Below are 22018 nucleotides of genomic sequence, written 5' to 3'. Positions count from 1 at the left end.
TCAGAGCTTACTTTTTCATCACCGCTAAAGAAAAAACCGCACGCCGTTACAGCAGTGCGGTTTTCCCTAACAGCAAGCGACGACTACAAACTATTACGCCTGGTGGGCAGTAACGTAGTCGATAGCAGCTTGAACAGTAGTGATTTTTTCAGCTTCTTCGTCCGGGATTTCGGTCTCGAATTCCTCTTCCAGAGCCATCACCAGCTCAACGGTGTCAAGGGAATCGGCACCCAGGTCTTCTACGAAGGAAGCAGTGTTGGTCACTTCTTCTTCTTTGACGCCCAGTTGCTCGGCAACGATTTTCTTGACGCGCTCTTCGATGGTGCTCATACCTTGTTTAACTCCTAATGGACAAATTCAGGCAGCTGGCCAGTGGGTAAGTGTATAGAAAGCCTTTTCAGCTTTTCAACTGAAAGCTTCACCCTGTACCCGGTCCGCCACCTGCCTATAAATTAAGTTGCAGCTTTATAACGGATTTTAGACAGCTCGTATGACATTTTTTTGAAGCGATCCGTCACAATTTAACTCATGTACATCCCGCCGTTCACCGGGATTGTAGCCCCAGTCACGTATGCCGCACCGTCGGATGCCAGGAAAGTGACCACATTCGCGATCTCTTGAGCCTGGCCCAGACGGCCCAGCGGAATCTGCGTCAGCAAGCCTTCACGCTGTGCTTCCGGCAGTTCGCGGGTCATATCGGTGTCAATGAACCCTGGGGCCACCGAGTTGACCGTAATCGACCGCGAGCCGACCTCACGTGCCAAAGCACGACTGAAACCTTCCAGACCAGCCTTGGCAGCTGCGTAGTTTACTTGGCCTGCGTTGCCCATGGCACCCACTACGGAGCCAATATTGATAATTCGACCCCAACGAGCCTTGGTCATGCCGCGCAAAACGCCCTTGGACAGGCGAAACAGACTGTTCAGGTTGGTATCGACCACGTCGTACCACTCGTCGTCTTTCATACGCATCATCAGATTGTCGCGCGTGATACCGGCATTGTTCACCAGAATAGCCGGTGCGCCGAACTGTGCAGTGATCTCGGCCAATACAGCAGCCACAGACTCATCGCTGGTCACGTTCAGCTCAAGGCCAGTGCCTTGAACGCCATTTTCCTTCAGGGTCGCGGCGATACGCTCGGCGCCCGAAGCGGAAGTGGCGGTGCCGATCACAACGGCACCCTGACGGCCCAGTTCCAGGGCGATAGCCTGGCCAATGCCACGGCTCGCGCCGGTAACCAGTGCAACTTTACCTTGCAGACTCATGCAGGCTTCTCCTAAGTTCGGGGATCAGGCCAGCGCCGCACGAGCAGCAGCGAAGGCATCCGGGGTATTGAGGTTGGCAGTCGACACGCCGTCGGCGCAACGCTTGTTCAGACCAGCCAGGACTTTGCCTGGGCCGCACTCGACCAGCTCGGTGGCGCCGTTGGCGGCCAGGGTTTGGACCGACTCGACCCAGCGCACAGGCTTGTAGAGTTGCTCCAGCAGGTCCCGCTTGAGCGTGTCGAGGTCGACCGCCACGGCCGCGCTGACGTTCTGCACCAGGGGAATTTGCGGTGCCTGCCAGTTGATGGCTGCGATGGACTCGGCAAAACGCTCGGCCGCCGGGCGCATCAGCTCGCAGTGGGACGGCACGCTCACCGGCAACGGCAGCGCACGCTTGGCGCCACGCGCCTTGCAGCCTTCGATGGCGCGCTCGACTGCCGCCTTGGCACCGGCGATCACCACCTGGCCAGGGGAGTTGAAATTCACTGCGCTGACCACTTCGCCCTGGGCCGCTTCGGCGCAGGCTTCGATCACCACGGCGTCGTCCAGGCCCAGAATAGCGGCCATGCCGCCCTGCCCGGCCGGAACGGCTTCCTGCATCAGTTGACCACGACGCTCGACCAGCTTGACCGCTTCGGCGAGGGTCAGGCTGCCCGCAGCAACCAAGGCGCTGTATTCGCCCAAGCTGTGACCGGCGACGAATGCCGGGCGCGCGCCACCTTCGGCCAGCCACAGGCGCCACAAGGCGATCGAAGCGGTCAGGATGGCCGGTTGCGTTTTATCGGTTTGATTGAGCTGCTCTTCCGGCCCCTGCTGGGTCAGCGCCCACAGGTCGTAACCCAGGGCCTCGGAAGCTTCCTTGAAGGTATCCAGGATCAGCGGGTATTGCGCGCCCAGCTCGGCCAACATGCCGAGGGACTGCGAACCCTGCCCTGGAAAGACGAATGCGAGGGATGTAGACATGTAACAAGCCCCTAATGATCTGGTCGTCAAAAATGCGCGCGCCGACTATGGGAGCGCGCGAAACTGACAGATTGGATGGTCAATTGAACTGGCCGGTCACATTTAAGCACTCCCGAGCCAATTCGCCTAAGGCAACAGATCCTCAAGACGGCCGTGCAAGCGTTGCGGCAGGTTTTCCTGAATCTCGATCAAGGCCCGCGCAATAGCACTTTGAAAGCCTTCAACACCGGCTGAACCGTGACTCTTCACCACAATCCCCTGCAACCCCAGAAAGCTCGCACCATTGTGCCGCGCCGGAGCCAGGTCGGCCTGCAGACGCCGCATCAACGGTAGCGCCAGAGCACCTACGATGCGCGATACCAGATTACGCCTGAACAACGCCTCAATGCGCACAGCGATCATGGTCGCCAGGCCTTCGCTGGATTTAAGCAGGATATTGCCGACAAACCCATCGCAGACCACCACATCCGCTTCGCCGCGGTAAACACCGTCACCCTCGACAAAACCGATGTAATTCAAGCCCCGCGCGCCCTGCAACAGACTGGCGGCAAGCTTGACCTGCTGATTGCCCTTGATGTCTTCAGTGCCGATATTCAGCAAGGCCACACGCGGCCGGGCTATACCCAGCGCTTCTGCGGCCACCGAGCCCATCACGGCGAACTGGAACAAGTGCTCGGCACTGCAATCCACGTTCGCACCTAAGTCCAGCAGTTGGCAGTAGCCTTTCTGCGTTGGAATCGCCGCGACCATCGCGGGCCGGTCTATGCCAGGCAGCGTCTTGAGCACATACCGTGACAGTGCCATCAACGCCCCGGTGTTACCTGCACTGACACAGGCTTGCACCTTGCCATCACGCAATAACTCCAAGGCCACTCGCATTGAAGAGTCAGGCTTGCCGCGCAGGGCCGAAGCAGGCTTGTCATCCATGCTGATGGTTTCGCTGGCCGGCGTAATCGTCAGGCGCGCGCGATCCACAACCGGATGGCTGGCGATCAATTCTTCAAGGAGTGAGGGTTGACCGACGAGGGTCAGGTGCAGCGAGGGCGTAGCAATCAGGCTGGCAATACAGGCCTGAACAATGCTGCGGGGACCGAAGTCCCCGCCCATTGCGTCAATCGCGATGACTTGAGCAGACAAGTGATTACTCGTCAGCGCCCTTGTCGATCACTTTACGGCCACGGTATACGCCTTCTGGCGATACGTGGTGACGCAGGTGAATTTCACCGGTGGTTTTTTCTACAGACAGAGTGCTCGCCGTCAGGGCATCGTGCGAACGACGCATGTCACGGGCGGAACGGGATTTTTTGTTCTGCTGAACAGCCATAATTGATTAACTCCTAAACGTTTGGGTCACGCTTTAACTGCGCCAATACACTGAACGGGTTGGACCGCGTTACCTCGTCCTCGCTCGGCTCGGCCTCGTCATCGAGACCCTCCGGCTGCTGGCATTCTTCCGGATGATGAGCAGGCACAATGGGCAAGGCGAGCAGAAGCTCTTCCTCGATCAGTGCATGCAGATCCAAAGGATCTTCGCCCAGTTCCAGCACGTCATAACCTTTCGGCAACGACTGGGTATTCGCACCCTCCTTTACCACGGCATAACTGCACTCGCTGTGGATCGGCAGGGTGACCAGCTCAAGACAACGCTGGCAAACCATTTTGACCTCGGTGTCGATAAAGCTGTGGATTACCACAGATTTACGTTCATCTCGTTCAAAAACGAATTTGGCCTGCACCGTACCGACAGTGTCGGAAAGCGGGTCGCAGAGTCTCTCCAAATCGGCCAGCAGCAATTCACCTTGAAGGGAAGTGCCACGATCAGCCAATTTGCGCGGGTCAACGTGAGGTGGAATCGGGTCATTCAACATAGGCGCAGCATTATAGGGATGCACCCAGCCATGTCAAAGGAAATTCAGCCCTGTGCGTCAGCCGGTCGCCCCGCTAGAATCGGCGACTGCCTTGAGGAGTCGTACATGCTGCCTTTATTACTCGCTTCCAGCTCGGTTTATCGCCGGGAATTGCTCACTCGCCTGCACCTGCCATTCATCTGCAGCTCGCCGGATATCGACGAAAGCCATGCTGCAAATGAGTCCGCCATCGAGCTGGTCAAGCGCCTGGCCGAAGCAAAGGCGCGCGCCCTCGCCGCCAGCCACCCAGGACACCTGATCATCGGTTCAGACCAGGTCGCCGCACTGGAAGGCCGCATCATCGGCAAACCTTACACTTTCGAAAATGCGCGTGAGCAGTTATTGGCCGCCAGCGGCAAGCGTGTCAGCTTCCTCACCGGCCTGGCCCTGCTGAATAGCGAGACGGGGCACTGCCAGGTCGACTGCGTGCCCTTTACCGTGCACATGCGCGAGCTGGATGCAGCGCGCATCGAGCGCTACCTGCGTGTCGAACAACCATATGACTGCGCGGGCAGCTTCAAGGCGGAAGGGCTGGGCGTGAGTTTATTCCAAAGCACCGACGGGCCAGATGCGACCAGCCTTGTCGGCTTACCGCTAATTCGCTTGGTAGATATGCTACTCAGCGAAGGCGTGCAAGTCCCTTAAGAACACCGCAAACCAAATGCGGGAGAGGGTTTTCCCCGATAGAAGCGTATCAGCCAACCTTGGATTGACTGATCCACCGCTATCGGGGGGGGGGGGGGCAAGTCGAATCGTCGCACCGCCCCTCCTACATTTTGACCTACGACAGACTTGAGATATTAGCGCAGCGTCGGCCCCTGGAAGCCCATGTACAGCGCCAGCTTCTCAGCCACGCTGGCACCGAGCTTCTTGGAGAAGCGATCAAACGGCGATTCCTCAACCGTGAAATCCACCAACTCCTTCTCGCCAATCACATCCCGCGCCACCGAACTGGCACTGCCCAGGCCATCGATCAAACCCAGCGGCAACGCCTGCTCACCGGACCACACCAGCCCCGAGAACAGCTCAGGATGATCTTTATCCTTTAGACGATCCCCGCGCCCCTGCTTCACGCTGGCGATGAACTGGCGATGAGTGGTATCCAGCACGCTCTGCCAGAATTGGGTTTCATCGGGCTTTTGCGGCTGGAACGGATCCAGAAACGCTTTGTGCTCGCCCGAGGTGTAGGTGCGGCGCTCAACACCCAGCTTCTCCATAGTGCCAACAAACCCATAACCGGCCGCCGTCACACCAATGGAGCCCACAAGACTGGCCTTGTCGGCATAGATCTGATCAGCGGCACTGGCGATGTAATAAGCACCCGAAGCACCCAGATCGGAAATCACGGCGTACAGTTTGATATCCGGGTGCAGGCCACGCAGGCGGCGAATCTCGTCATACACATAACCCGATTGCACCGGGCTGCCGCCCGGGCTGTTGATGCGCAGTATCACCCCTTTGACCTTGGGATCCTCGAACGCAGCGCGCAGGCTGCCGACGATGTTATCGGCGCTTGCCGGCTCCTTGTCGGCAATTACACCGCGCACCTCGATCAGCGCGGTGTAGTTCGCGCCACGGGTTGCGCTCTTTTCCATATCCATCAGCGGACTGAACAGCGCCAGCATGAGCAACAGATAAGTAAAGGTCAGCAGCTTGAAGAAAATCCCCCAGCGCCGCGCACGACGCTGCTCCTGGACGCTGGCCAGGAGCGTCTTCTCCAGCAGCTTCCAACTCTTGTCGTCACCGCTTCCAGCCTTTTCAGGCGCTTTCCACTCGTCACTCATGCCATCAACCCCAGCAAAAACTTATTGAGCCCGACCGAGCCAGGCCTGCAATTCAGAAAAATGATCAATCGTGACCCTAGGCTCGTATTGCTGTAACGCCTCAGCGGACTGGGCACCATAGCTGACTGCAACGCTGTCCATGCCGGCGTTACGCGCCATCATCAGATCGAAGGAAGCATCACCCACCATCAGCGCCTCACGCGGCGACACGCCGCAATGGGCAAGGATCTGCTCCAGCATCAGAGGGTGAGGTTTGCTGGCGGTTTCATCCGCAGCACGGGTGATGTCGAAGTAATCTTCCCAACCATGAGCCTTGAGCACCCGATCCAGCCCGCGACGAGCCTTGCCGGTAGCAACTGCCAAGTGGTAGCCCTGCGCCCGGAACGCCGCCAGCGATTGCACAACGCCCTCAAACAGCGGCGAAGGCTCTGCCTCCAGCGCAATGTAGTGATCGGCGTAATGCTCGCGAAACGCTATCAGTTCAGCGTCACTGATTTCGGGATACAGGGTACGGATGGCTTCAGGCAGCCCCAGACCAATAATGCCCTTGACCGCCTGATCGCTGCATAACGCAAAGCATGAACGGGTGGACGCCATGTGCATCGACTCGACAATGCGACCAATGGAGTTGGCCAGCGTCCCATCCCAATCAAAAATCAGCAGCTTGTAATCAAGGTGCGACACTCAAACGCTCCACGGTCTTGGCCCACATCTCATCGACAGGCGCCTGCAACTTCAGCTCGCCACCATCAGGCAGCGGCACAGTCAGCATGTAGGCATGGAGAAACAGGCGTTTACCGCCCAAGTCTCTAATTTCCTTGGAAAAGTCTTCGTCGCCGTACTTGGTATCACCGGCAATGCAATGGCCCGCATGCAAGGTATGCACGCGAATCTGGTGGGTACGCCCAGTGACCGGTTTGGCCTCGACCAGAGTGGCGAAGTCACCGAAGCGGCGCAGCACCTTGAACAGGGTCAGGGCTTCTTTACCCTCCTCGTCCACTTCGACCATGCGCTCGCCCGAGCGCAGATTGCTCTTCTGAAGCGGCGCGCGAACGCTTTTGATTGAGCTGGCCCAGTTGCCACGCACCAACGCCATGTAGCGCTTGTCCACGCCATCACCCCGCAGGGCGGTGTGCAGGTGCCGCAACATGCTGCGCTTCTTGGCGATCATTAACAGGCCGGAAGTATCGCGATCCAGGCGATGGACCAGTTCCAGCTCCTTGGCATCCGGGCGCAACTGGCGAAAGGCTTCGATCACCCCAAACGTTAGGCCGCTGCCACCATGCACAGCAATGCCACAGGGCTTGTTGATCACGATTAGTTTGTTGTCTTCAAAGACAATCGACGCCTCAAGGCGCTGCAGCAGCCCTTGAGCGAGGGGAACAGGCTCGTCCCGCTCAGGCACGCGCACTGGCGGCACACGGACGATATCGCCCGCCTGCAGCTTGTACTCGGGCTTGATACGACCCTTGTTCACGCGCACCTCGCCTTTACGCAAGATGCGGTAAATCAAGGTCTTGGGCACGCCTTTGAGCCTGGCCAGGAGAAAGTTGTCGATGCGTTGGCCGGCATATTCCGGCGAGACCTCAAGCAGCTGGACGCTGGGGGTCTGGGGGGCGGTAGTCGTCATGGCGGCGATGATAACAATTTTTTATGGAATTGAAGCACTTAATCATTGCTGCTATAGTCGCGAACGCCGCCAAAAGCGGCCTGGACAGAGGACTTGCGGCAAGCTGCCGGCCCTGACCATCGCAATTCATCAGGACGCGAGGCCGTCCTACGGGGCTTTCGCCACCCTGGAAGGTTCGAGATTGTAACAAGCGCAGGTGACATGAGGCCTGAAGCGAGTGCAGAAAGCAGAGTAAATACTCGCATTCTGCGCCGATATTTACGGCCAGTTCACAAAGTGCAGTCAGTCTTGTGCCAGACCACGGCGAATGCTTCGGAAACAACGCCTGTTAAGAGCTGAGTGAGAGCGCAGTCGCCCACATTCAGTCTTGTTTAGCCATGAGCGTGAACTCCCCATTGGAGTACACGGTAAATGCCAACCCGCTGCGGATTCTGCGCGCGGCAGCACCCGAATTATCAGGGATACGTGTAGGGTGGAGATGCACAACCGTCGGACCGTGTAGCACTAGGCTTATATTTAGACGCTTCATCTCGTCCACAGTCGCCGGTTGATTCCTCCTCCTGACCTTAGCTTTTGTTGAAGTGGTGCCTTTGTCACCACCGCTAACAAGCAGGACGCGTCCGTCGCGATACCGGCCCAATTGGCCGATTTTGCTGGACACTGGAGTGGCCAACCACTCTTGACGCACCTGACACCGACCGTGAGAAGTCGTGTGTGCCGAACGCCGTTTCCGGCAGCCCGGAAACCGACGGTACAACATGAAAAGAATGCTGATTAACGCAACTCAACCCGAAGAGTTGCGTGTTGCACTGGTAGATGGCCAACGCCTCTACGACCTGGACATCGAATCCGGTGCACGCGAGCAAAAGAAGGCCAACATCTATAAAGGCCGTATTACTCGCATCGAACCAAGCCTTGAGGCTGCCTTTGTCGATTTCGGCTCCGAGCGCCACGGCTTCCTGCCCCTCAAAGAAATCTCCCGCGAATACTTCAAGAAAGCCCCCGAAGGCCGCGTGAACATCAAGGACGTCCTGAGCGAAGGCCAGGAAGTCATCGTCCAGGTCGAAAAAGAAGAACGTGGCAACAAGGGCGCCGCCCTGACCACCTTCATCTCCTTGGCCGGCCGTTACTTGGTGCTGATGCCGAACAACCCACGTGCTGGCGGCATTTCCCGCCGCATCGAAGGCGAAGAACGCAACGAACTGCGTGAAGCGCTGAACGGCCTGATCGCACCGGCCGACATGGGTCTGATCGTGCGCACTGCCGGCCTGGGCCGCAGCAGCGAAGAAATGCAGTGGGACCTCGACTACCTACTGCAACTGTGGACCGCTATCAAAGAAGCGTCCCTGGATCGTTCCGCGCCGTTCCTGATCTATCAGGAAAGCAACGTGATCATCCGCGCCATCCGCGACTACCTGCGCCAGGACATCGGCGAAGTGCTGATCGACAGCGTTGAAGCCCAGGACGAAGCCCTGACCTTCATCCGCCAGGTGATGCCGCAGTACGCCAGCAAGATCAAGCTGTACGAAGACAGCGTTCCGCTGTTCAACCGCTTCCAGATCGAAAGCCAGATCGAGACCGCTTTCCAGCGCGTCGTAGAACTGCCTTCCGGTGGCTCCATCGTGATCGACCCGACCGAAGCACTGGTGTCCATCGACATCAACTCGGCGCGCGCCACGAAGGGTAGCGACATCGAAGAAACCGCCCTGCAGACCAACCTGGAAGCGGCTGAAGAAATCGCCCGCCAACTGCGCCTGCGTGACATCGGCGGCCTGATCGTGATCGACTTCATCGACATGACCCCAGCCAAGAACCAGCGCGCCGTGGAAGAGAAAGTCCGCGAATGCCTGGAAGCTGACCGTGCCCGCGTGCAAGTCGGCCGCATCTCGCGCTTCGGCCTGCTGGAAATGTCCCGTCAGCGCCTGCGTCCATCCCTGGGCGAGAGCAGCGGCATCGTCTGCCCGCGTTGCAACGGCACCGGCATCATCCGTGACGTTGAATCGCTGTCCCTGGCGATCCTGCGCCTGATCGAAGAAGAAGCCCTGAAAGACCGCACCGCCGAAGTCCGCGCGCAAGTGCCGATCCCGGTCGCCGCTTTCCTGCTGAACGAAAAACGCAACTCGATCACCAAGATTGAACTGCGCACCCGTGCCCGTATCGTCATCCTGCCGAACGATCACCTCGAAACGCCGCACTTCGAAGTACAGCGCCTGCGTGACGACAGCCCGGAAGCCCACAGCGGCCAGTCCAGCTACGAAATCGCTGCTGCCGCTGCCGAAGTGGAAGAAGTCCAGCCAGCCGCCGCGACCCGCACTCTGGTTCGCCAGGAAGCTGCCGTGAAAACCGCGCCAGCCCGTGCCAACGCACCAGTGCCGGTTGAAGCTGCCGCACCAGTTGCTGCACCAGCCGCCATGCCTGAGCCGAGCCTGTTCAAAGGCCTGGTGAAATCGCTGGTCAGCCTGTTCGCTACCAAAGAAGAGCCTGTGGCCCCGGTTGTAGTTGAAAAACCAGCCTCCGAGCGCCCGGCACGTAACGAAGAACGTCGCAACGGCCGTCAGCAGAGCCGCAACCGCAACGGTCGCCGTGACGAAGAGCGCAAGCCGCGCGAAGAACGGGCACCGCGTGAAGAACGCGCACCACGTGAAGAGCGTGCGCCTCGTGAAGCCCGTGAAGAAACACCAGCCGTAGCCCGTGAAGAACGCGCACCGCGTGAAGAGCGCGCACCTCGCACCCCACGTGCTCCGCGTGAAGATCGCAAGCCACGTGGCGAGCGTGAGGAACGCGTACGTGAACTGCGTGAGCCGCTGGACGCTGCGCCAGCCGTTGCTGCTGCCGCTGCTGCGACTACCGAAGAGCGCCCGGCCCGCCAGCCGCGTGAAGAACGCGCCCCTCGTGAAGAGCGCCAGCCGCGCCCTCCGCGTGAAGAGCGTCAACCACGCGCCGAGCAAGCTGCTTCCGCCAGCGAAGAGGAAGAAGTACTGACCGGCGAAGAGCAACTGCAGGAAGATGGTCAGGACAACGCCGAAGGCGATCGTCCTCGCCGCCGCTCCCGTGGTCAGCGTCGTCGCAGCAACCGTCGCGAGCGCCAGCGTGATGCCAACGGCAACGTAATCGAAGGCTCGGAAGAGACCGGCGAGAACGCTGAGGGCGCAACCAACGAAGCTAACGAACCGACGGGTGCCGAACTGGCTGCCGGCCTGGCCGTTACTGCTGCCGTTGCCAGCTCGGTCATCAGCGCTCCTGCTGAAGCCCAGGCTCACGAGCAAGCTGAACGCGCTACTGCAGCCGTTGAAGAAACCGCTGCTGTAGAAGCACCAGTTGCCGAGACCCCAGCGGTTGAAGCACCGGTCGTTGAGGCCCCCGCTGTTGAGGCAACTACCCCGATCGAAGCCCCAGTGGTTCCGGAAGTGGAAGTAGCCCCGGTTCGCGACGCCCAGCCAGAAACCGAAGCGGTCGCCATTGAACCTGCGCCGGTTGTTGAACCTCAGCCAGTGGTTGAAGCCGTAGTTGAAGCTCCGGCTGTCGAAGAAGCTGCCCCAGCGGTGCGTGAAGTTCGCGAAGAACAGACCGCCTTCCAGTGGACTGCCGAACCTGCCGCCCCGGTCGAAGCTCCCGCGCCTGCGCCTGTTGTAGAGGAAGCGCCAGCACCGGTGGTTGAAGTCGTAGTTGCCGAGCCTGCACCAGTGGTTGTTGAAGCCCCGGTTGTTGCCGAAGTTGAAGCACCCGTGGTTGAAGCTGCTCCTGCCAGCGCCTTGAGCGAAAACGGCCGTGCGCCGAACGATCCACGTGAAGTGCGTCGTCGCCGCAAGGAAGCTGAGGCAGCCGCCGCTGCCGCCGCCGCCGCCGCTCCGGCTGTAGTCGAAGCTGTCGAAGCGCCTGCTCCGGTTGCTGAAGCCGTGGTAGAGCACAAGGCCCTGGAAGAAGAGCACGAGCCTAAACCCCTCGTCTGATTCCATCAGCCACTAAAAAGCCCCGCCTGAGTGATCAGGCGGGGCTTTTTTTGTCTGCCGGTCAGCGGTAATGCAACAACGCGGGCACATCCACATCCCACAACACACCGGGGTCCTCCACCCGCACCTCCTTCAAAACAGCCTGTACAAATAACGCTTTGGCACCACGATCGCCACTCAGCGCCATCAAGGCGGGCCCAAATGCACGGGCAAAGGCAACCGGGTGGCCATACTGACCGACATGTACCGGCACATTGATGCTATCCAGGCCATCTATCACGCGCTCGATCGTCGACGCTTGAATAAACGGCATATCCCCCAGTACCACCAGCCAACCCTGCGCCGAAGCACTGGCTGCGACAGCTGCGGCAATACTGTCGCCCATGCCAGCCGACTGCAGCAGCAAGACCTTGCAGCCATACACCTTCGCCAACCGAATGACCTCCGAACGATCTGGCGAGGTCACCACCCAGCGCTCCACTACGTCTGCCGGCAGATTCAACAGCACCTGCTCGATCACCGGTCGCGTCACGCCATCGCGACCTACACAGAGCGCCAGCAATTTATCCTGGTCGGCCCCAGCTTCTGCGCGGAAGCGGCTGCCCTGCCCTGCCGCCAGCACAATCGCCGTCACGGTCACTCAGCTACCACCGGCAAAGGCTTTTTCTGCATAGGCGCCACGCCGTTCTTGATTGCGACAATTTCCGCCATCAGCGACAGCGCGATTTCCGCCGGCGTATGGCTGCCGATATGCAAACCAATCGGCCCATGCAAGCGGGCAATCGCCTCCGCCGACAAACCCAGTGCGGCGAGGTTTTCACGGCGCTTCTGGGTATTGACCCTTGAACCTAGCGCGCCGATATAGAAGGCATTGGAATTCAACGCCGTCAGCAACGCCATGTCATCCAGGCGCGGGTCGTGTGTGAGGCAGACAATCGCCGTGCGTTCGTCGGTCTGGATATTCAACACTGCCTCATCAGGCATACCCGGCACAAAGCGGCCATGTTGCTCTTCCCAGCCATACACGAACTCTTCGCGCGGGTCGCAGATCAGCACTTCGAAATCCAGCAAACGCGCCATTTCCGCCACATAGCGCGACAGTTGCCCGGCGCCGATCAGCAGCAGGCGCCAGCGTGGTCCATAGATGGCGCGCAAGCGTTCACCGTCGAAACTCACCACATCAGTCTTGCTCGCGCCGCTCAGGGTCACTTCGCCGGTAGCAAGGTTTAGCTCCCGAGCAACAATCTGATGATCCTCGCAGCGCGCCAGTAACTTCTCTACCCAGCCCCAGTCATCCACCCTCTCCTCGGTCAAGCGCAGCGTGCCGCCGCACGGCAACCCAAAACGCGCAGCTTCGTCGCGTGTAACGCCGTAGGTCACCATCTGCACCGGCGGGCCGTCATGAGGCAAGCGGCCGTCCTGCAACCGCGCGATCAAGTCATCCTCGATGCAACCACCGGAAACCGAGCCAATCACCACGCCGTCGCCCCGCAGGGCTAGCATTGCCCCCGGCGGACGCGGTGCACTGCCCCAAGTCTGGACCACGCTGTACAACACCACTCGCTGTCCAGCGCGGCGCCATTCCAGCACGCTGCGCAGGACATTCAAATCCACACTGTCCATTCAGTCTCCCGCCAGCGTTGTTGATGAAGTATTCATTTACTGTAAAGCAAAGCGATTCAAAAGTGGCCGAGCAGAAACGCAAACGCCCCGAACCAGTCGGGGCGTTTGCGTATAGCTGCTAGCGTGGGCTCACGCCTTCAGCGGCTTACTTGACGACAGGTGCAGGGCCTTCGGCCACGCCCAGGTCATCGATTTCGCGGGTTTCGGAGATACCGGTACCGCCAGACGCCAGCTCGCTTTGCAGCTTGTCGGTGTCCAGTTCCTTGACCCACTTAGCCACAACGATGGTGGCAACGGCGTTACCGACCAGGTTGGTCAGTGCGCGGGCTTCGGACATGAAGCGGTCGATACCCAGGATCAGCGCCAAGCCGGCAACCGGCAGGTGGCCTACAGCCGACAAGGTTGCAGCCAAAACGATGAAGCCACTACCGGTCACGCCAGCAGCGCCTTTGGAGGAGAGCAGCAGCACCAGCAGCAGAGTGATCTGGTGGGTGATGTCCATGTGGGTGTCAGTCGCTTGAGCGATGAACACGGCAGCCATGGTCAGGTAGATCGAAGTACCGTCAAGGTTGAAGGAGTAGCCAGTCGGGATTACCAGACCTACTACGGATTTCTTGGCACCCAGACGCTCCATCTTGATCAGCATGCGTGGCAGTGCGGACTCGGAGGAGGAAGTACCCAATACGATCAGCAGCTCTTCACGGATGTAGCGGATCAGCTTGATGACGCTGAAACCGTGAGCGCGGCAGATACCGCCCAGCACCACCAGCACGAACAACAGGCAAGTGATGTAGAAGCAGATCATCAGTTGGCCCAACTGCACCAGGGAACCTACACCGTAGGCACCGATGGTGAACGCCATGGCGCCCAGGGCACCGAGTGGCGCGAGCTTCATGATCATGTTGATGATGTTGAACATCACGTGGGCGAAGCGATCGATGAAGTCCAGCACCGGCTTGCCGTAGGCACCCAGGCGATGCAGGGCAAAACCGAAGATCACCGAGAACATCAGCACTTGCAGGATGTCGCCGTTGGCGAAGGCGCCGACGATGGTGTTCGGGATCACGTTAAGCAGGAAGCCAACGATGCTCTGGTCTGCGCCAGCAGTCACATAGGCAGCGACTTTGGAAGCGTCCAGGGTCGCTACGTCGATGTGCATGCCGGCGCCCGGTTGCACAACGTTCACCACGATCAGGCCGATCAGCAGGGCGACGGTGGAAACGATTTCGAAGTACAGCAGCGCGTAGCCGCCGGTTTTGCCGACCGATTTCATGCTTTGCATGCCAGCGATGCCGCTGACAACGGTGCAGAAGATGATCGGGGCGATGACCATTTTGATCAGTTTGATAAACCCGTCACCCAGTGGCTTAAGGGCCACACCGGTTTGCGGGTAGAAGTGACCGAGCAAAATACCGATAACGATTGCAACGATCACCTGGAAATACAGGGATTTGTAGATTGGCTGACGAGTCGTCATTGCAAAATTCCTCAATCGTCCCGTGTGGCAAATATCCGCCATTGCCCACGACACTTGAATTGCGAACCCTCCTGCACTGGAGGGATTTGTTGTTTGCGAAGCCTGTAGGTCCAGGCCTGCGCTGTAATCCTTATCGCAAACGCCGTGCCACTTTGCTCAAAAGCCCTAAAGGCCTTTAGGCATCAGGGCTGATCGTTTTCAGACGCCTCGCCAGGCGCCAAATCGGTTGGCGAATTTCCGCCACCGCACCCAATCGCGTCCTACAATTTGGCGGATATCCGCCTTGTCGCCTTGCCAGGTGCTGACTACCATCCGCCATTCCATGGACGAGGGCCCCGCATGCGTGAACGCACCATCGCCAGTCACTACGCACGGGCCGCCCTGGGCGGAGCGCGTCGGGCCGGTTACGATTATTCGGGCCTGCTGCAACAGTTGGGCATCACCCCCGAGCAGTTGACTGAACCTCGCGCCCGCATTGCGCCGGAGCAATTTACCCGGTTGCTCCAGATGCTTTGGCTGGCGTTGGACGACGAATACCTGGGCTTTGCCGACGGTCCGAGCAAACGTGGCACTTTCGCCATGATGTGCCATGCGTTGATCCACTGCCGCACGCTGGAGAAAGCCCTGGAACGCGGCTTATTATTTTATAGCCTATTCCCACAAGGCCCGCGTTGGCAGCTCACACGGGAAGGCGAAATGGCCCGCCTGAGCCTGGATGACTCCCAACTGTGGGACCCGGATCACTTCCTCAGCGAATGCCTGCTGGTGATCTGGCACCGCCTGGGCAGTTGGCTGATCGGCCAGCGCATCCGACTGCACCAGGCCACGTTCAGCTACCCGATGCCGGCCCACTCCAGCGAATATGACCTGCTGTTTCCCTGCGACCGGGTGTTCGGTTCGCCGAACAGTAGCCTGGTGTTCCCTGCCCGCTACCTGAACATGCCGCTGCTGCAGGATGAGCGCACCCTCAAGCACTTTCTGGAGCGCTCTCCCGCTGACCTGCTGTCACGCCCGGATGAAGGCGATAGCTTGAGCAGTCAGTTGCGACGCCTACTGAGCCGCGATCGCACGCCGTGGCCGGATCTGGAAGCCGTCGCTCAGCACTTGCACATCAGCCCACAAACCCTTCGCAGGCATTTGCGCGAAGAAGGCACCAGCTTTCAGGCGCTCAAAGATGAGTTGCGGCGGGACATCGCCATCTACCATCTGGGACGGGCGGATTTGTCGTTGCAGGAGATTGCCGAGCAGCTGGGATTTTCCGAACCGTCGGCATTTCATCGGGCGTTCAAGAAGTGGACAGGGTTAACGCCGGGGGCCTATCGTGCACGGGAGAGTTAGAGAGGCGTTGTGTGTGAGGGCATCATCGGGCGCAAGCCCCCTCCCACCTTTGACTGCGTTCACAAAGTTTGATGCTTGAATAAATTCAAAATGCGGGAGAGGGCTTGCCCCCGATAGGGCCAGCCCAGCCAGTGAAGATCACACAGATGGAAAGTGGATCTTGAACGCCGCGCCACCCAGTGGTGAATCCCCAAGCGTCAGTCGCGCGCCGTAGCTTTCTATGATGTCCTTGACCACCGCCAACCCAATCCCCTGCCCCGGATGCTGGCGGTCCAGCCGCTCGCCCCGTTGCAAAATCCGCGCGCGCTGATCTGGCGGCACGCCTGGTCCGTCATCTTCTATGCACAACTCAATGCCTTCGAGGTTCTCGACCAGACTAACGCGCACTTCACTCAGGCACAGCCGATAGGCGTTTTCCAGCAGGTTGCCGAGCAATTCGAGCAAGGCACCCTTTTCGATCGGCACATCGCAGGCGTGCGGCAGTTCAAAGGACACCCTGACGCCCTTGTCACGGTAGACCTTGCCCAAGGTATCGCACAGGCTTTGCAGCACCGGTTCCAGGCGCACTTGATGGCGCACCAGGCCGCTTTTGCGCAAACTGGCGCGCTGCAACTGGTAGCTGATCTGCTGGCTCATGCGTTCGATCTGCGATTGCAGCACCCAGGCCTGATCGCGGTCTTCTGGGCGCTTGGCCATGTCTTCACTCACGCCTTGCAACACGGCGAGCGGGGTTTTCAGGCTGTGAGCCAAGTCATCGAGGGAGTCGCGGTATCGCGTACGTTGTTCACGCTCACTGTGCAGCAAGCGGTTGAGGGAGCCGGTAAGGCGCAGCAATTCACGTGGGTGTTGTTCGGACAGGCTTTCGCGGGTGCCGCCTTCGATCTGGTCAAGCTCCTGACTCAGGCGCCGCAGGGCTTGAAGGCCCCAGGTCAGGCCCAGCCACAGCAACGTCAGCAGCACCAGCAACGCCGCGCCGAAGCCCAAGTAGAGGTTTTCGCGCAGGCCTTCGAGGGTCAGTTGGTATTCGCGCACCGGTTGCAGGGCGACGATACTGAACGCCGCGCTCTTGCCGCCGAGCAGCTTGACCTCCACGTCATAGACGAAGAACTCCTGGCCGTCCGCTTCGCGAATCCTCGCGAATTCATTGCCTCGCCCGTCATAGCGCGGCTTGTAGTTGATGTTTTCTTCCCGGGTAGCCCGCGAGCGCCACACCAAGTGGCCTTCGCGGTCGTAGATATAGCCGAGCAGACGGCTATCGGTCAGGTTGAAACGTTCGTCCGGCAACTGCGCAGGCATCAGCAGGCGGTTGTTTTCGACCCGCGCGGCGGAGATCAGCGTCGTCACGTCCGACGCCAGGCGCTGTTCGATGGAGTCCTGCAGCGCCAGACTGAAAGCGCCCTGCATGGCCGGCAACAAGCCCAGCATGAACAACACGGCCAGGGTCGCTGCCGCCAGCATCAAACGCACACGTAACGAGCGGATCAACGGCAGCGCTCATTGAACAGGTAGCCCAGGCCACGCACGGTGTCGATCGGCTTGAACCCTGTGGGGCCTTCCAGCTTGCGGCGCAGGCGGCCGACCAAGACTTCAATGACGTTTGGATCGCGCTCGTCGTCGTCGGGGTAAAGCTGTTCCATCAAGCGGTCTTTGGCGACAACTTGCTGGTGATGGCGCATCAGGTATTCAAGGATGCGGTATTCGTAGGCGGTCAGCGCCAGGGGCTGTTCGTCGAGGGACGCTTGCTTGCGGTTGAGGTCCAGCAGCAAGGGCCCGGCAACGATAGTCGATTGGGTGAACCCGCTGGAGCGGCGCAGCAAGGCGTTCATGCGCGCCTCCAACTCTTCGAACTGGAATGGTTTGACCACGTAGTCGTCAGCGCCGGCGGCCAGGCCTTCGACCTTGTCCTGCCAGTTGCCGCGCGCGGTGAGAATTAGGATCGGAAACGTTTTGGCCTGGCTGCGCAGTTGGCGGATCAGGTCCAGGCCGCCCATGCCGGGCAGGCCCAGGTCGATAATCGCCAGGTCATGGTTGAATTGACCGACCTGGTAAAGCGCCTCTTCGGCGTTGGCCACAGCTTCGACCACGTGGCCGCTGTCGGTCAGGCGGGTAAACAGGTGATGACGCAGCAGCGCCTCATCTTCCACCACCAGCAATTTCATAAGGCTCTCCAAAGCAAATCAACTGTCCGACAGGGGGACATCATAGCGGCCCTGCAGGTCTTGCGGGCGCAGTTTAATGCCATTGAACTGGCCACTCAGGTGCGCGTAACCGGTGCGGTAGGCTGGCTGTGGGGTAGCAAGGCCCAGGGACTGGCCCCAAGGCGTAGGCTGACTGCTCGCGTCTTCGAAACTGACACGTTGAATCAAGGTGCTGGTTTTCTTGGTTTTCTCGCGGCCGAATGCGGCAAAGTCACCATCAGAGGCCTGGACCCCTGCGGTAGCACTGAGCATGGTCAACGCCAACATCAGCTTTTTGATCGCAGTCATGGTGTTACCTCATACGCGTTTGGCTGTTGAGGTCAGCCTACGCAAAAGCCCCTGAACTCCCCCTGAACAGGCGGTGCGCCGCAGCGGGCTATCCTCTGGCGCCTCAACTCGGCAAAATACCGCCCATGAATCTTCTGCCCGCTTGCTGCACACCACTCGACGCCCATTGTCCACTGCCCGAACCATTACCGGGAACAGTGTTTCTCGGCACTCACTTCGACCCGGCATTGTTGGCAGCCGGTGATTTCCAACGCTGCGCAGTGCCGGCACCGGCGAGCATCCAGCGCTCAGTGGCCAAGCGCCAAGCCGAGTTTCTGGCCGGTCGCCTGTGCGCCCGCGCCGCTCTGCAACACCTCGATCAGCTTGACTGCATCCCGGCTATCGGCGAAGACCGTGCACCGGTCTGGCCCGCGCACATCAGTGGCTCGATCACACACAGCACCGGGCATGCCGCGGCGATTGTCGGGTACAAGGCGCAATGGCGCGGGTTGGGGATGGACCTGGAAAATGTACTCACGCTGGAGCGCGCGGAGCGTCTGGCCGGGGAAATTCTGACAGCCGACGAGCTGCAGCGTATGGGCGGTGTGGCGCGAGAGCAGATTGCCCTGCTGGTGACGCTGACGTTTTCGGTCAAAGAGAGCCTGTTCAAGGCGCTTTACCCGATTGTGCACAAGCGCTTCTACTTTGAGCATGCCGAGGTGGTGGAGTGGACCGAGGCCGGGCGAATAAAGCTGCGGCTGCTGACTGACTTATCGGATGAGTGGTGCCATGGCAAAGAGTTGGTTGGGCAGTTTGCGGTGAATGATGGGCAGCTCTTGAGCCTGGTGAGCATCAGCGCCTGATAGGTCAGGTTTTATCCTGCCCCCTCGGCCAACTCAAACTGAAACACGCCCCACCCAGGTTGTTGCTCTTGCTGATCAATGCGCGCCCGCCGTGCCAATAGATAATCCGCCGTACAATCGACAAGCCCAGGCCATGGCCCCCGGACGCTCGGGTGCGGCTGTCGTCGAGCCGCAGGAAGGGCGTAAAAATACGCTCCCAGGCGTTTTCCGGCACACCGGGGCCATCGTCCTCGACATCGATTCGACAGCGCACCTGACCCACCTGATAACTGATCAGCACCTGGCTCTGCGCGTGGCGCATGGCATTGCTCACCAGATTTTGCAAGGCACGGTGTAAATAGCGGGGTTCGGCGTCGACCCAGGCGTTATCCCAGTGGGCCGATGACAAGCAGATACCCCGCGCCACAGTCACCTGTGGGCGCAGTGGCGATAATTCGCCAATCACCTGATCAAGCAACGCATCAAGGTCCACTCGCTGAAAACTCAGCTCGGGTGCGCCCTGCTCCAGCCTTGCGTAGGTGAGCATTTCATCCACCAGGCCATCGAGGTCCTGGATATCGCTGTCCATGCCTTCCAGGTACTTGCGCCGGGCCTCTGGGGTAGCAGCGTCGCCGATCATCTCCAATCCGAAGCGCAGGCGCGCTACCGGCGTGCGCAGTTCGTGGGACACCGCACGTACCAGTTCGCGCTGAATCGCCAGCAATTGCTGCAAGTGCTCAGCCATGCCATTGAAGGCCGCGGCGAGGCGACCCACCGAGTCCGCTCCCCGGGCCGGCACGCGTACTTCCAGATTGCCCTTGGCAATGCGTGTCGCGGCCGCCTCCAGGCCACGCAGCCGGCGCTCAAGCTGACGCACCAGCAGATAGACGATCAAGCCGATCAAGGTCAGGCCAATCAAAGCAATCAGGACCAGCCACTGCACCGGGTACGGGTTCATTTGATACAGCGGACCGAGTTCCAGCACCCAGGGCGTACCGACGATGCCGGAGAACACGCGGATCGAGTCGCCACCCTTGCCCAGGGCCATCACCGTATCGCCCTCCGACACGCGGCGGCGCTGGTCGTCGTCCATATCGGCCTGGTCGAGGGTCATCAGGTGCATTTCGAACCCAAAGCCCTTGGCTTCTTTTATATCCGCCAACCTTTGTGGCTGCTCGGCCACGGGGAAGCGCACCAATTCGTCAGCCAGCAGGTAAATGGTCGCACGGGCCAGTTGTTCGCTGATCTGCTGCACCTCGCCCGTCAGCACCCATTGCTCTTTATCGCTGACCAGGCGCAGAACACGGGCGGCGTGAGGGCCGGTCTGCTGCACCAGAACCTGGCCGCGTTGCAGGCTGTTGCGCTGGCTGAGGTCCAACTGCGCGTCGGTGAGGCTGCGCAGTTCCAGGGGAATCCCCAGCAAGCGCTCCCACACCGCCAAGGCACGTTGGCGTTCGATAGCGCTCATGGGTTGCAGGTTGTCGCCCATCAAGGCAAAGGTGCCATGGGCGAGGCGCTCGCGGTATTGGCCGCTGCGCACCTCGTTAAGCAGGTGCAAGGCCAGTACGCCCAACAGCGCCACCAGGATCAGCGCCGCGCACATGCCGCCGTAGATACGCAGGAAGATCGAGTTCACAGCGACATATCGGCGGCGGCTTCAGGGACGAATAAGTAGCCTTTGCTACGAATGGTCTTGATCAGACGCGGATGGATCGGATCGTCGCCGATTTTCGGGCGAATTCGTGAGATGCGTACATCGATGGACCGGTCTTGGCCGTCATAGCCGATACCCCGCAGGGCGATAAAGATTTCTTCGCGGGACAGGATGCGCCCGGCATTCGCCACCAGCAGCCACAGCAGGTCAAATTCAGCGCTGGTCAGTTCGATACTGCCGTCGTGCAGCCAGGCTTCGCGCAGGGCGTTGTCTACCACCAACGGGCCGAATTCCAGGCGGCGCTGGTTTTCTACCGTTGCGGATTCGGCGGGCTCACTGCGCCGCAGCAGCGCCTGGATACGCGCCAGCAACAGCCGGGGGCGCACGGGTTTGCATACGTAGTCGTCGGCGCCCATGTCCAGGCCCAGCACCTGGTCCATGTCGTCGGTGCGCGCGGTAAGCATGAGGATCACGCCCTCGTAGCGCTCGCGCACCTTGCGGCAGATGCTCAGGCCATCTTCGCCGGGCAGCATCAGGTCGAGGATCACCAGGTCTGGTTGCTCGGCGATGATACGCGCTGCGGCCTGGGCGCCATCGCCTTCAACCGAAACACGCAGGCCGTTGCTTTCCAGGTACTCACGGGTCAATTCGGCCAATCGCTCGTCGTCCTCGACGATCAGGATTTGCCAGGCTTCTTGCTCCATGCGCTACCTCGATTCTAATTATTGTCATGTACGGGAAGCACAATACTGCCTCTATTGAAGGCCGATTGTAGCCATGCCCCAACCCTGGAACACAAGGCGGTAAATCCATTCGGTGATCGCGTTTTTTTGTGGTAGGGTTCGCGCCCTCAAAAATCCAACCGGCTGTTTTTATATTGGAATATTCGGTGACAAACGGCCGAATCCAGCAGTACTGCGGCCTACACGGGCGTTCCACGTTTCATACACATTTTACCCACAGCGTTATCCACAGGTCGTGCGTTGCTAAGCCCCCCAAAACGCATTATCTTGTACCTCGGCGCTAAAAAAACCCTACATGTAGGGTTTTGAGCGAAAAGACCCAACACAAGTCAGACAAGAAACTCAAGCCCTTTCTTGCTCCTGTTTGGTCGAACCCA

General features: G+C 59.7%; 21 protein-coding genes. 4 read left to right on the top strand and 17 right to left on the bottom strand.

Annotated elements, in window-relative coordinates; all coding sequences use genetic code 11:
• Window positions 1-93: 93 nt before the first annotated feature.
• From acpP to BW43_RS14740, 6 genes are all read right to left on the bottom strand, one after another.
• Entirely contained in the window at window positions 94-330 is a 237-nt protein-coding gene (acpP, locus tag BW43_RS14715) for an acyl carrier protein (RefSeq protein ID WP_010566559.1), read from the bottom strand.
• A gap of 191 nt (window positions 331-521) precedes the next feature.
• Window positions 522-1265 carry a 3-oxoacyl-ACP reductase FabG gene (gene fabG, locus BW43_RS14720; protein ID WP_032886802.1) on the bottom strand — a complete coding sequence of 248 codons (744 nt, stop codon included), beginning with the start codon at window positions 1263-1265 and terminating at the stop codon, window positions 522-524.
• Window positions 1266-1289: 24 nt separating this feature from the next.
• Window positions 1290-2228, bottom strand: coding sequence for an ACP S-malonyltransferase (gene fabD, locus BW43_RS14725; protein ID WP_032886801.1), 939 nt, complete (start codon window positions 2226-2228; stop codon window positions 1290-1292).
• 126 nt (window positions 2229-2354) lie between these two features.
• Window positions 2355-3365 carry a phosphate acyltransferase PlsX gene (plsX, locus tag BW43_RS14730; RefSeq protein WP_081797705.1) on the bottom strand — a complete coding sequence of 337 codons (1011 nt, stop codon included), beginning with the start codon at window positions 3363-3365 and terminating at the stop codon, window positions 2355-2357.
• 4 nt (window positions 3366-3369) lie between these two features.
• Window positions 3370-3552, bottom strand: coding sequence for a 50S ribosomal protein L32 (gene rpmF, locus BW43_RS14735; RefSeq protein WP_008152339.1), 183 nt, complete (start codon window positions 3550-3552; stop codon window positions 3370-3372).
• 13 nt (window positions 3553-3565) lie between these two features.
• Window positions 3566-4096, bottom strand: coding sequence for a YceD family protein (locus tag BW43_RS14740; RefSeq protein ID WP_032886799.1), 531 nt, complete (start codon window positions 4094-4096; stop codon window positions 3566-3568).
• 105 nt (window positions 4097-4201) lie between these two features.
• On the opposite strand from BW43_RS14740, the gene BW43_RS14745 reads away from it, so the two are divergent.
• Window positions 4202-4780 (top strand): nucleoside triphosphate pyrophosphatase, encoded by a 579-nt coding sequence (locus tag BW43_RS14745; protein ID WP_032886798.1) that lies wholly within the window; start codon window positions 4202-4204, stop codon window positions 4778-4780.
• A gap of 155 nt (window positions 4781-4935) precedes the next feature.
• Here the strand turns inward: BW43_RS14745 and BW43_RS14750 are convergent, their stop codons facing one another.
• From BW43_RS14750 to rluC, 3 genes are read right to left on the bottom strand one after another with little or no spacing between them, the layout of a single operon-like run.
• Window positions 4936-5919: a S49 family peptidase gene (locus tag BW43_RS14750; RefSeq protein WP_032886797.1), complete on the bottom strand. Its 984-nt coding sequence runs from the start codon at window positions 5917-5919 to the stop codon at window positions 4936-4938.
• Window positions 5920-5940: 21 nt separating this feature from the next.
• Window positions 5941-6603 (bottom strand): HAD-IA family hydrolase, encoded by a 663-nt coding sequence (locus tag BW43_RS14755; RefSeq protein ID WP_032886796.1) that lies wholly within the window; start codon window positions 6601-6603, stop codon window positions 5941-5943.
• Window positions 6590-7549 (bottom strand): 23S rRNA pseudouridine(955/2504/2580) synthase RluC, encoded by a 960-nt coding sequence (gene rluC, locus BW43_RS14760; RefSeq protein ID WP_032886795.1) that lies wholly within the window; start codon window positions 7547-7549, stop codon window positions 6590-6592. The genes BW43_RS14755 and rluC overlap by 14 nt, the downstream gene beginning before the upstream one ends.
• 767 nt (window positions 7550-8316) lie before the next feature.
• Between rluC and rne the strand changes: the two genes are divergently transcribed.
• Window positions 8317-11499, top strand: a complete 3183-nt coding sequence (gene rne, locus BW43_RS14765) for a ribonuclease E (RefSeq protein ID WP_218186593.1) — start codon at window positions 8317-8319, stop codon at window positions 11497-11499.
• Between the two features lie 61 nt (window positions 11500-11560).
• Here rne and BW43_RS14770 read toward each other — a convergent pair whose 3' ends face one another.
• The 3 genes from BW43_RS14770 to BW43_RS14780 all read right to left on the bottom strand — a co-directional run bounded on the left by BW43_RS14770 (window position 11561) and on the right by BW43_RS14780 (window position 14599).
• Window positions 11561-12139, bottom strand: coding sequence for an NTP transferase domain-containing protein (locus BW43_RS14770; RefSeq protein WP_032886793.1), 579 nt, complete (start codon window positions 12137-12139; stop codon window positions 11561-11563).
• On the bottom strand, window positions 12136-13122 hold the full coding sequence (locus BW43_RS14775; protein WP_032886792.1) for an XdhC family protein: 987 nt from the start codon (window positions 13120-13122) through the stop codon (window positions 12136-12138). The genes BW43_RS14770 and BW43_RS14775 overlap by 4 nt, the downstream gene beginning before the upstream one ends.
• A 145-nt stretch (window positions 13123-13267) precedes the next feature.
• Complete coding sequence (locus tag BW43_RS14780; protein WP_032886791.1) at window positions 13268-14599, bottom strand: dicarboxylate/amino acid:cation symporter; 1332 nt, start codon at window positions 14597-14599, stop codon at window positions 13268-13270.
• A 339-nt stretch (window positions 14600-14938) separates the two neighbouring features.
• Here BW43_RS14780 and BW43_RS14785 point away from each other — a divergent pair, with 339 nt between their 5' ends.
• Window positions 14939-15937 (top strand): AraC family transcriptional regulator, encoded by a 999-nt coding sequence (locus BW43_RS14785; RefSeq protein WP_032886790.1) that lies wholly within the window; start codon window positions 14939-14941, stop codon window positions 15935-15937.
• A gap of 138 nt (window positions 15938-16075) precedes the next feature.
• On the opposite strand, the gene BW43_RS14790 is transcribed toward BW43_RS14785, so the two are convergent.
• From BW43_RS14790 to BW43_RS14800, 3 genes are read right to left on the bottom strand one after another with little or no spacing between them, the layout of a single operon-like run.
• On the bottom strand, window positions 16076-17422 hold the full coding sequence (locus BW43_RS14790; protein WP_032886789.1) for an ATP-binding protein: 1347 nt from the start codon (window positions 17420-17422) through the stop codon (window positions 16076-16078).
• Entirely contained in the window at window positions 17419-18096 is a 678-nt protein-coding gene (locus BW43_RS14795; RefSeq protein ID WP_032886788.1) for a response regulator, read from the bottom strand. The genes BW43_RS14790 and BW43_RS14795 overlap by 4 nt, the downstream gene beginning before the upstream one ends.
• Before the next feature lie 18 nt (window positions 18097-18114).
• Window positions 18115-18423, bottom strand: a complete 309-nt coding sequence (locus tag BW43_RS14800; protein WP_032886787.1) for a hypothetical protein — start codon at window positions 18421-18423, stop codon at window positions 18115-18117.
• A gap of 125 nt (window positions 18424-18548) precedes the next feature.
• Here BW43_RS14800 and BW43_RS14805 point away from each other — a divergent pair, with 125 nt between their 5' ends.
• Complete coding sequence (locus tag BW43_RS14805; protein ID WP_032886786.1) at window positions 18549-19265, top strand: 4'-phosphopantetheinyl transferase; 717 nt, start codon at window positions 18549-18551, stop codon at window positions 19263-19265.
• A 4-nt stretch (window positions 19266-19269) separates the two neighbouring features.
• On the opposite strand, the gene BW43_RS14810 is transcribed toward BW43_RS14805, so the two are convergent.
• The gene (locus BW43_RS14810) at window positions 19270-20880 is read right to left on the bottom strand and encodes an ATP-binding protein (RefSeq protein WP_032886785.1); all 1611 of its coding nucleotides are present in this window, start codon (window positions 20878-20880) and stop codon (window positions 19270-19272) included.
• On the bottom strand, window positions 20877-21602 hold the full coding sequence (locus BW43_RS14815; RefSeq protein WP_032886784.1) for a response regulator: 726 nt from the start codon (window positions 21600-21602) through the stop codon (window positions 20877-20879). The genes BW43_RS14810 and BW43_RS14815 overlap by 4 nt, the downstream gene beginning before the upstream one ends.
• Window positions 21603-22018: the final 416 nt, after the last annotated feature.

The sequence above is a fragment of the Pseudomonas sp. RIT357 genome, from assembly GCF_000632245.1.
Taxonomy (GTDB): Bacteria; Pseudomonadota; Gammaproteobacteria; order Pseudomonadales; family Pseudomonadaceae; genus Aquipseudomonas; species Aquipseudomonas sivasensis.
Note: the sequence above shows the minus strand (reverse complement) of the source record. Positions and strands in the feature narration are given on the sequence as shown.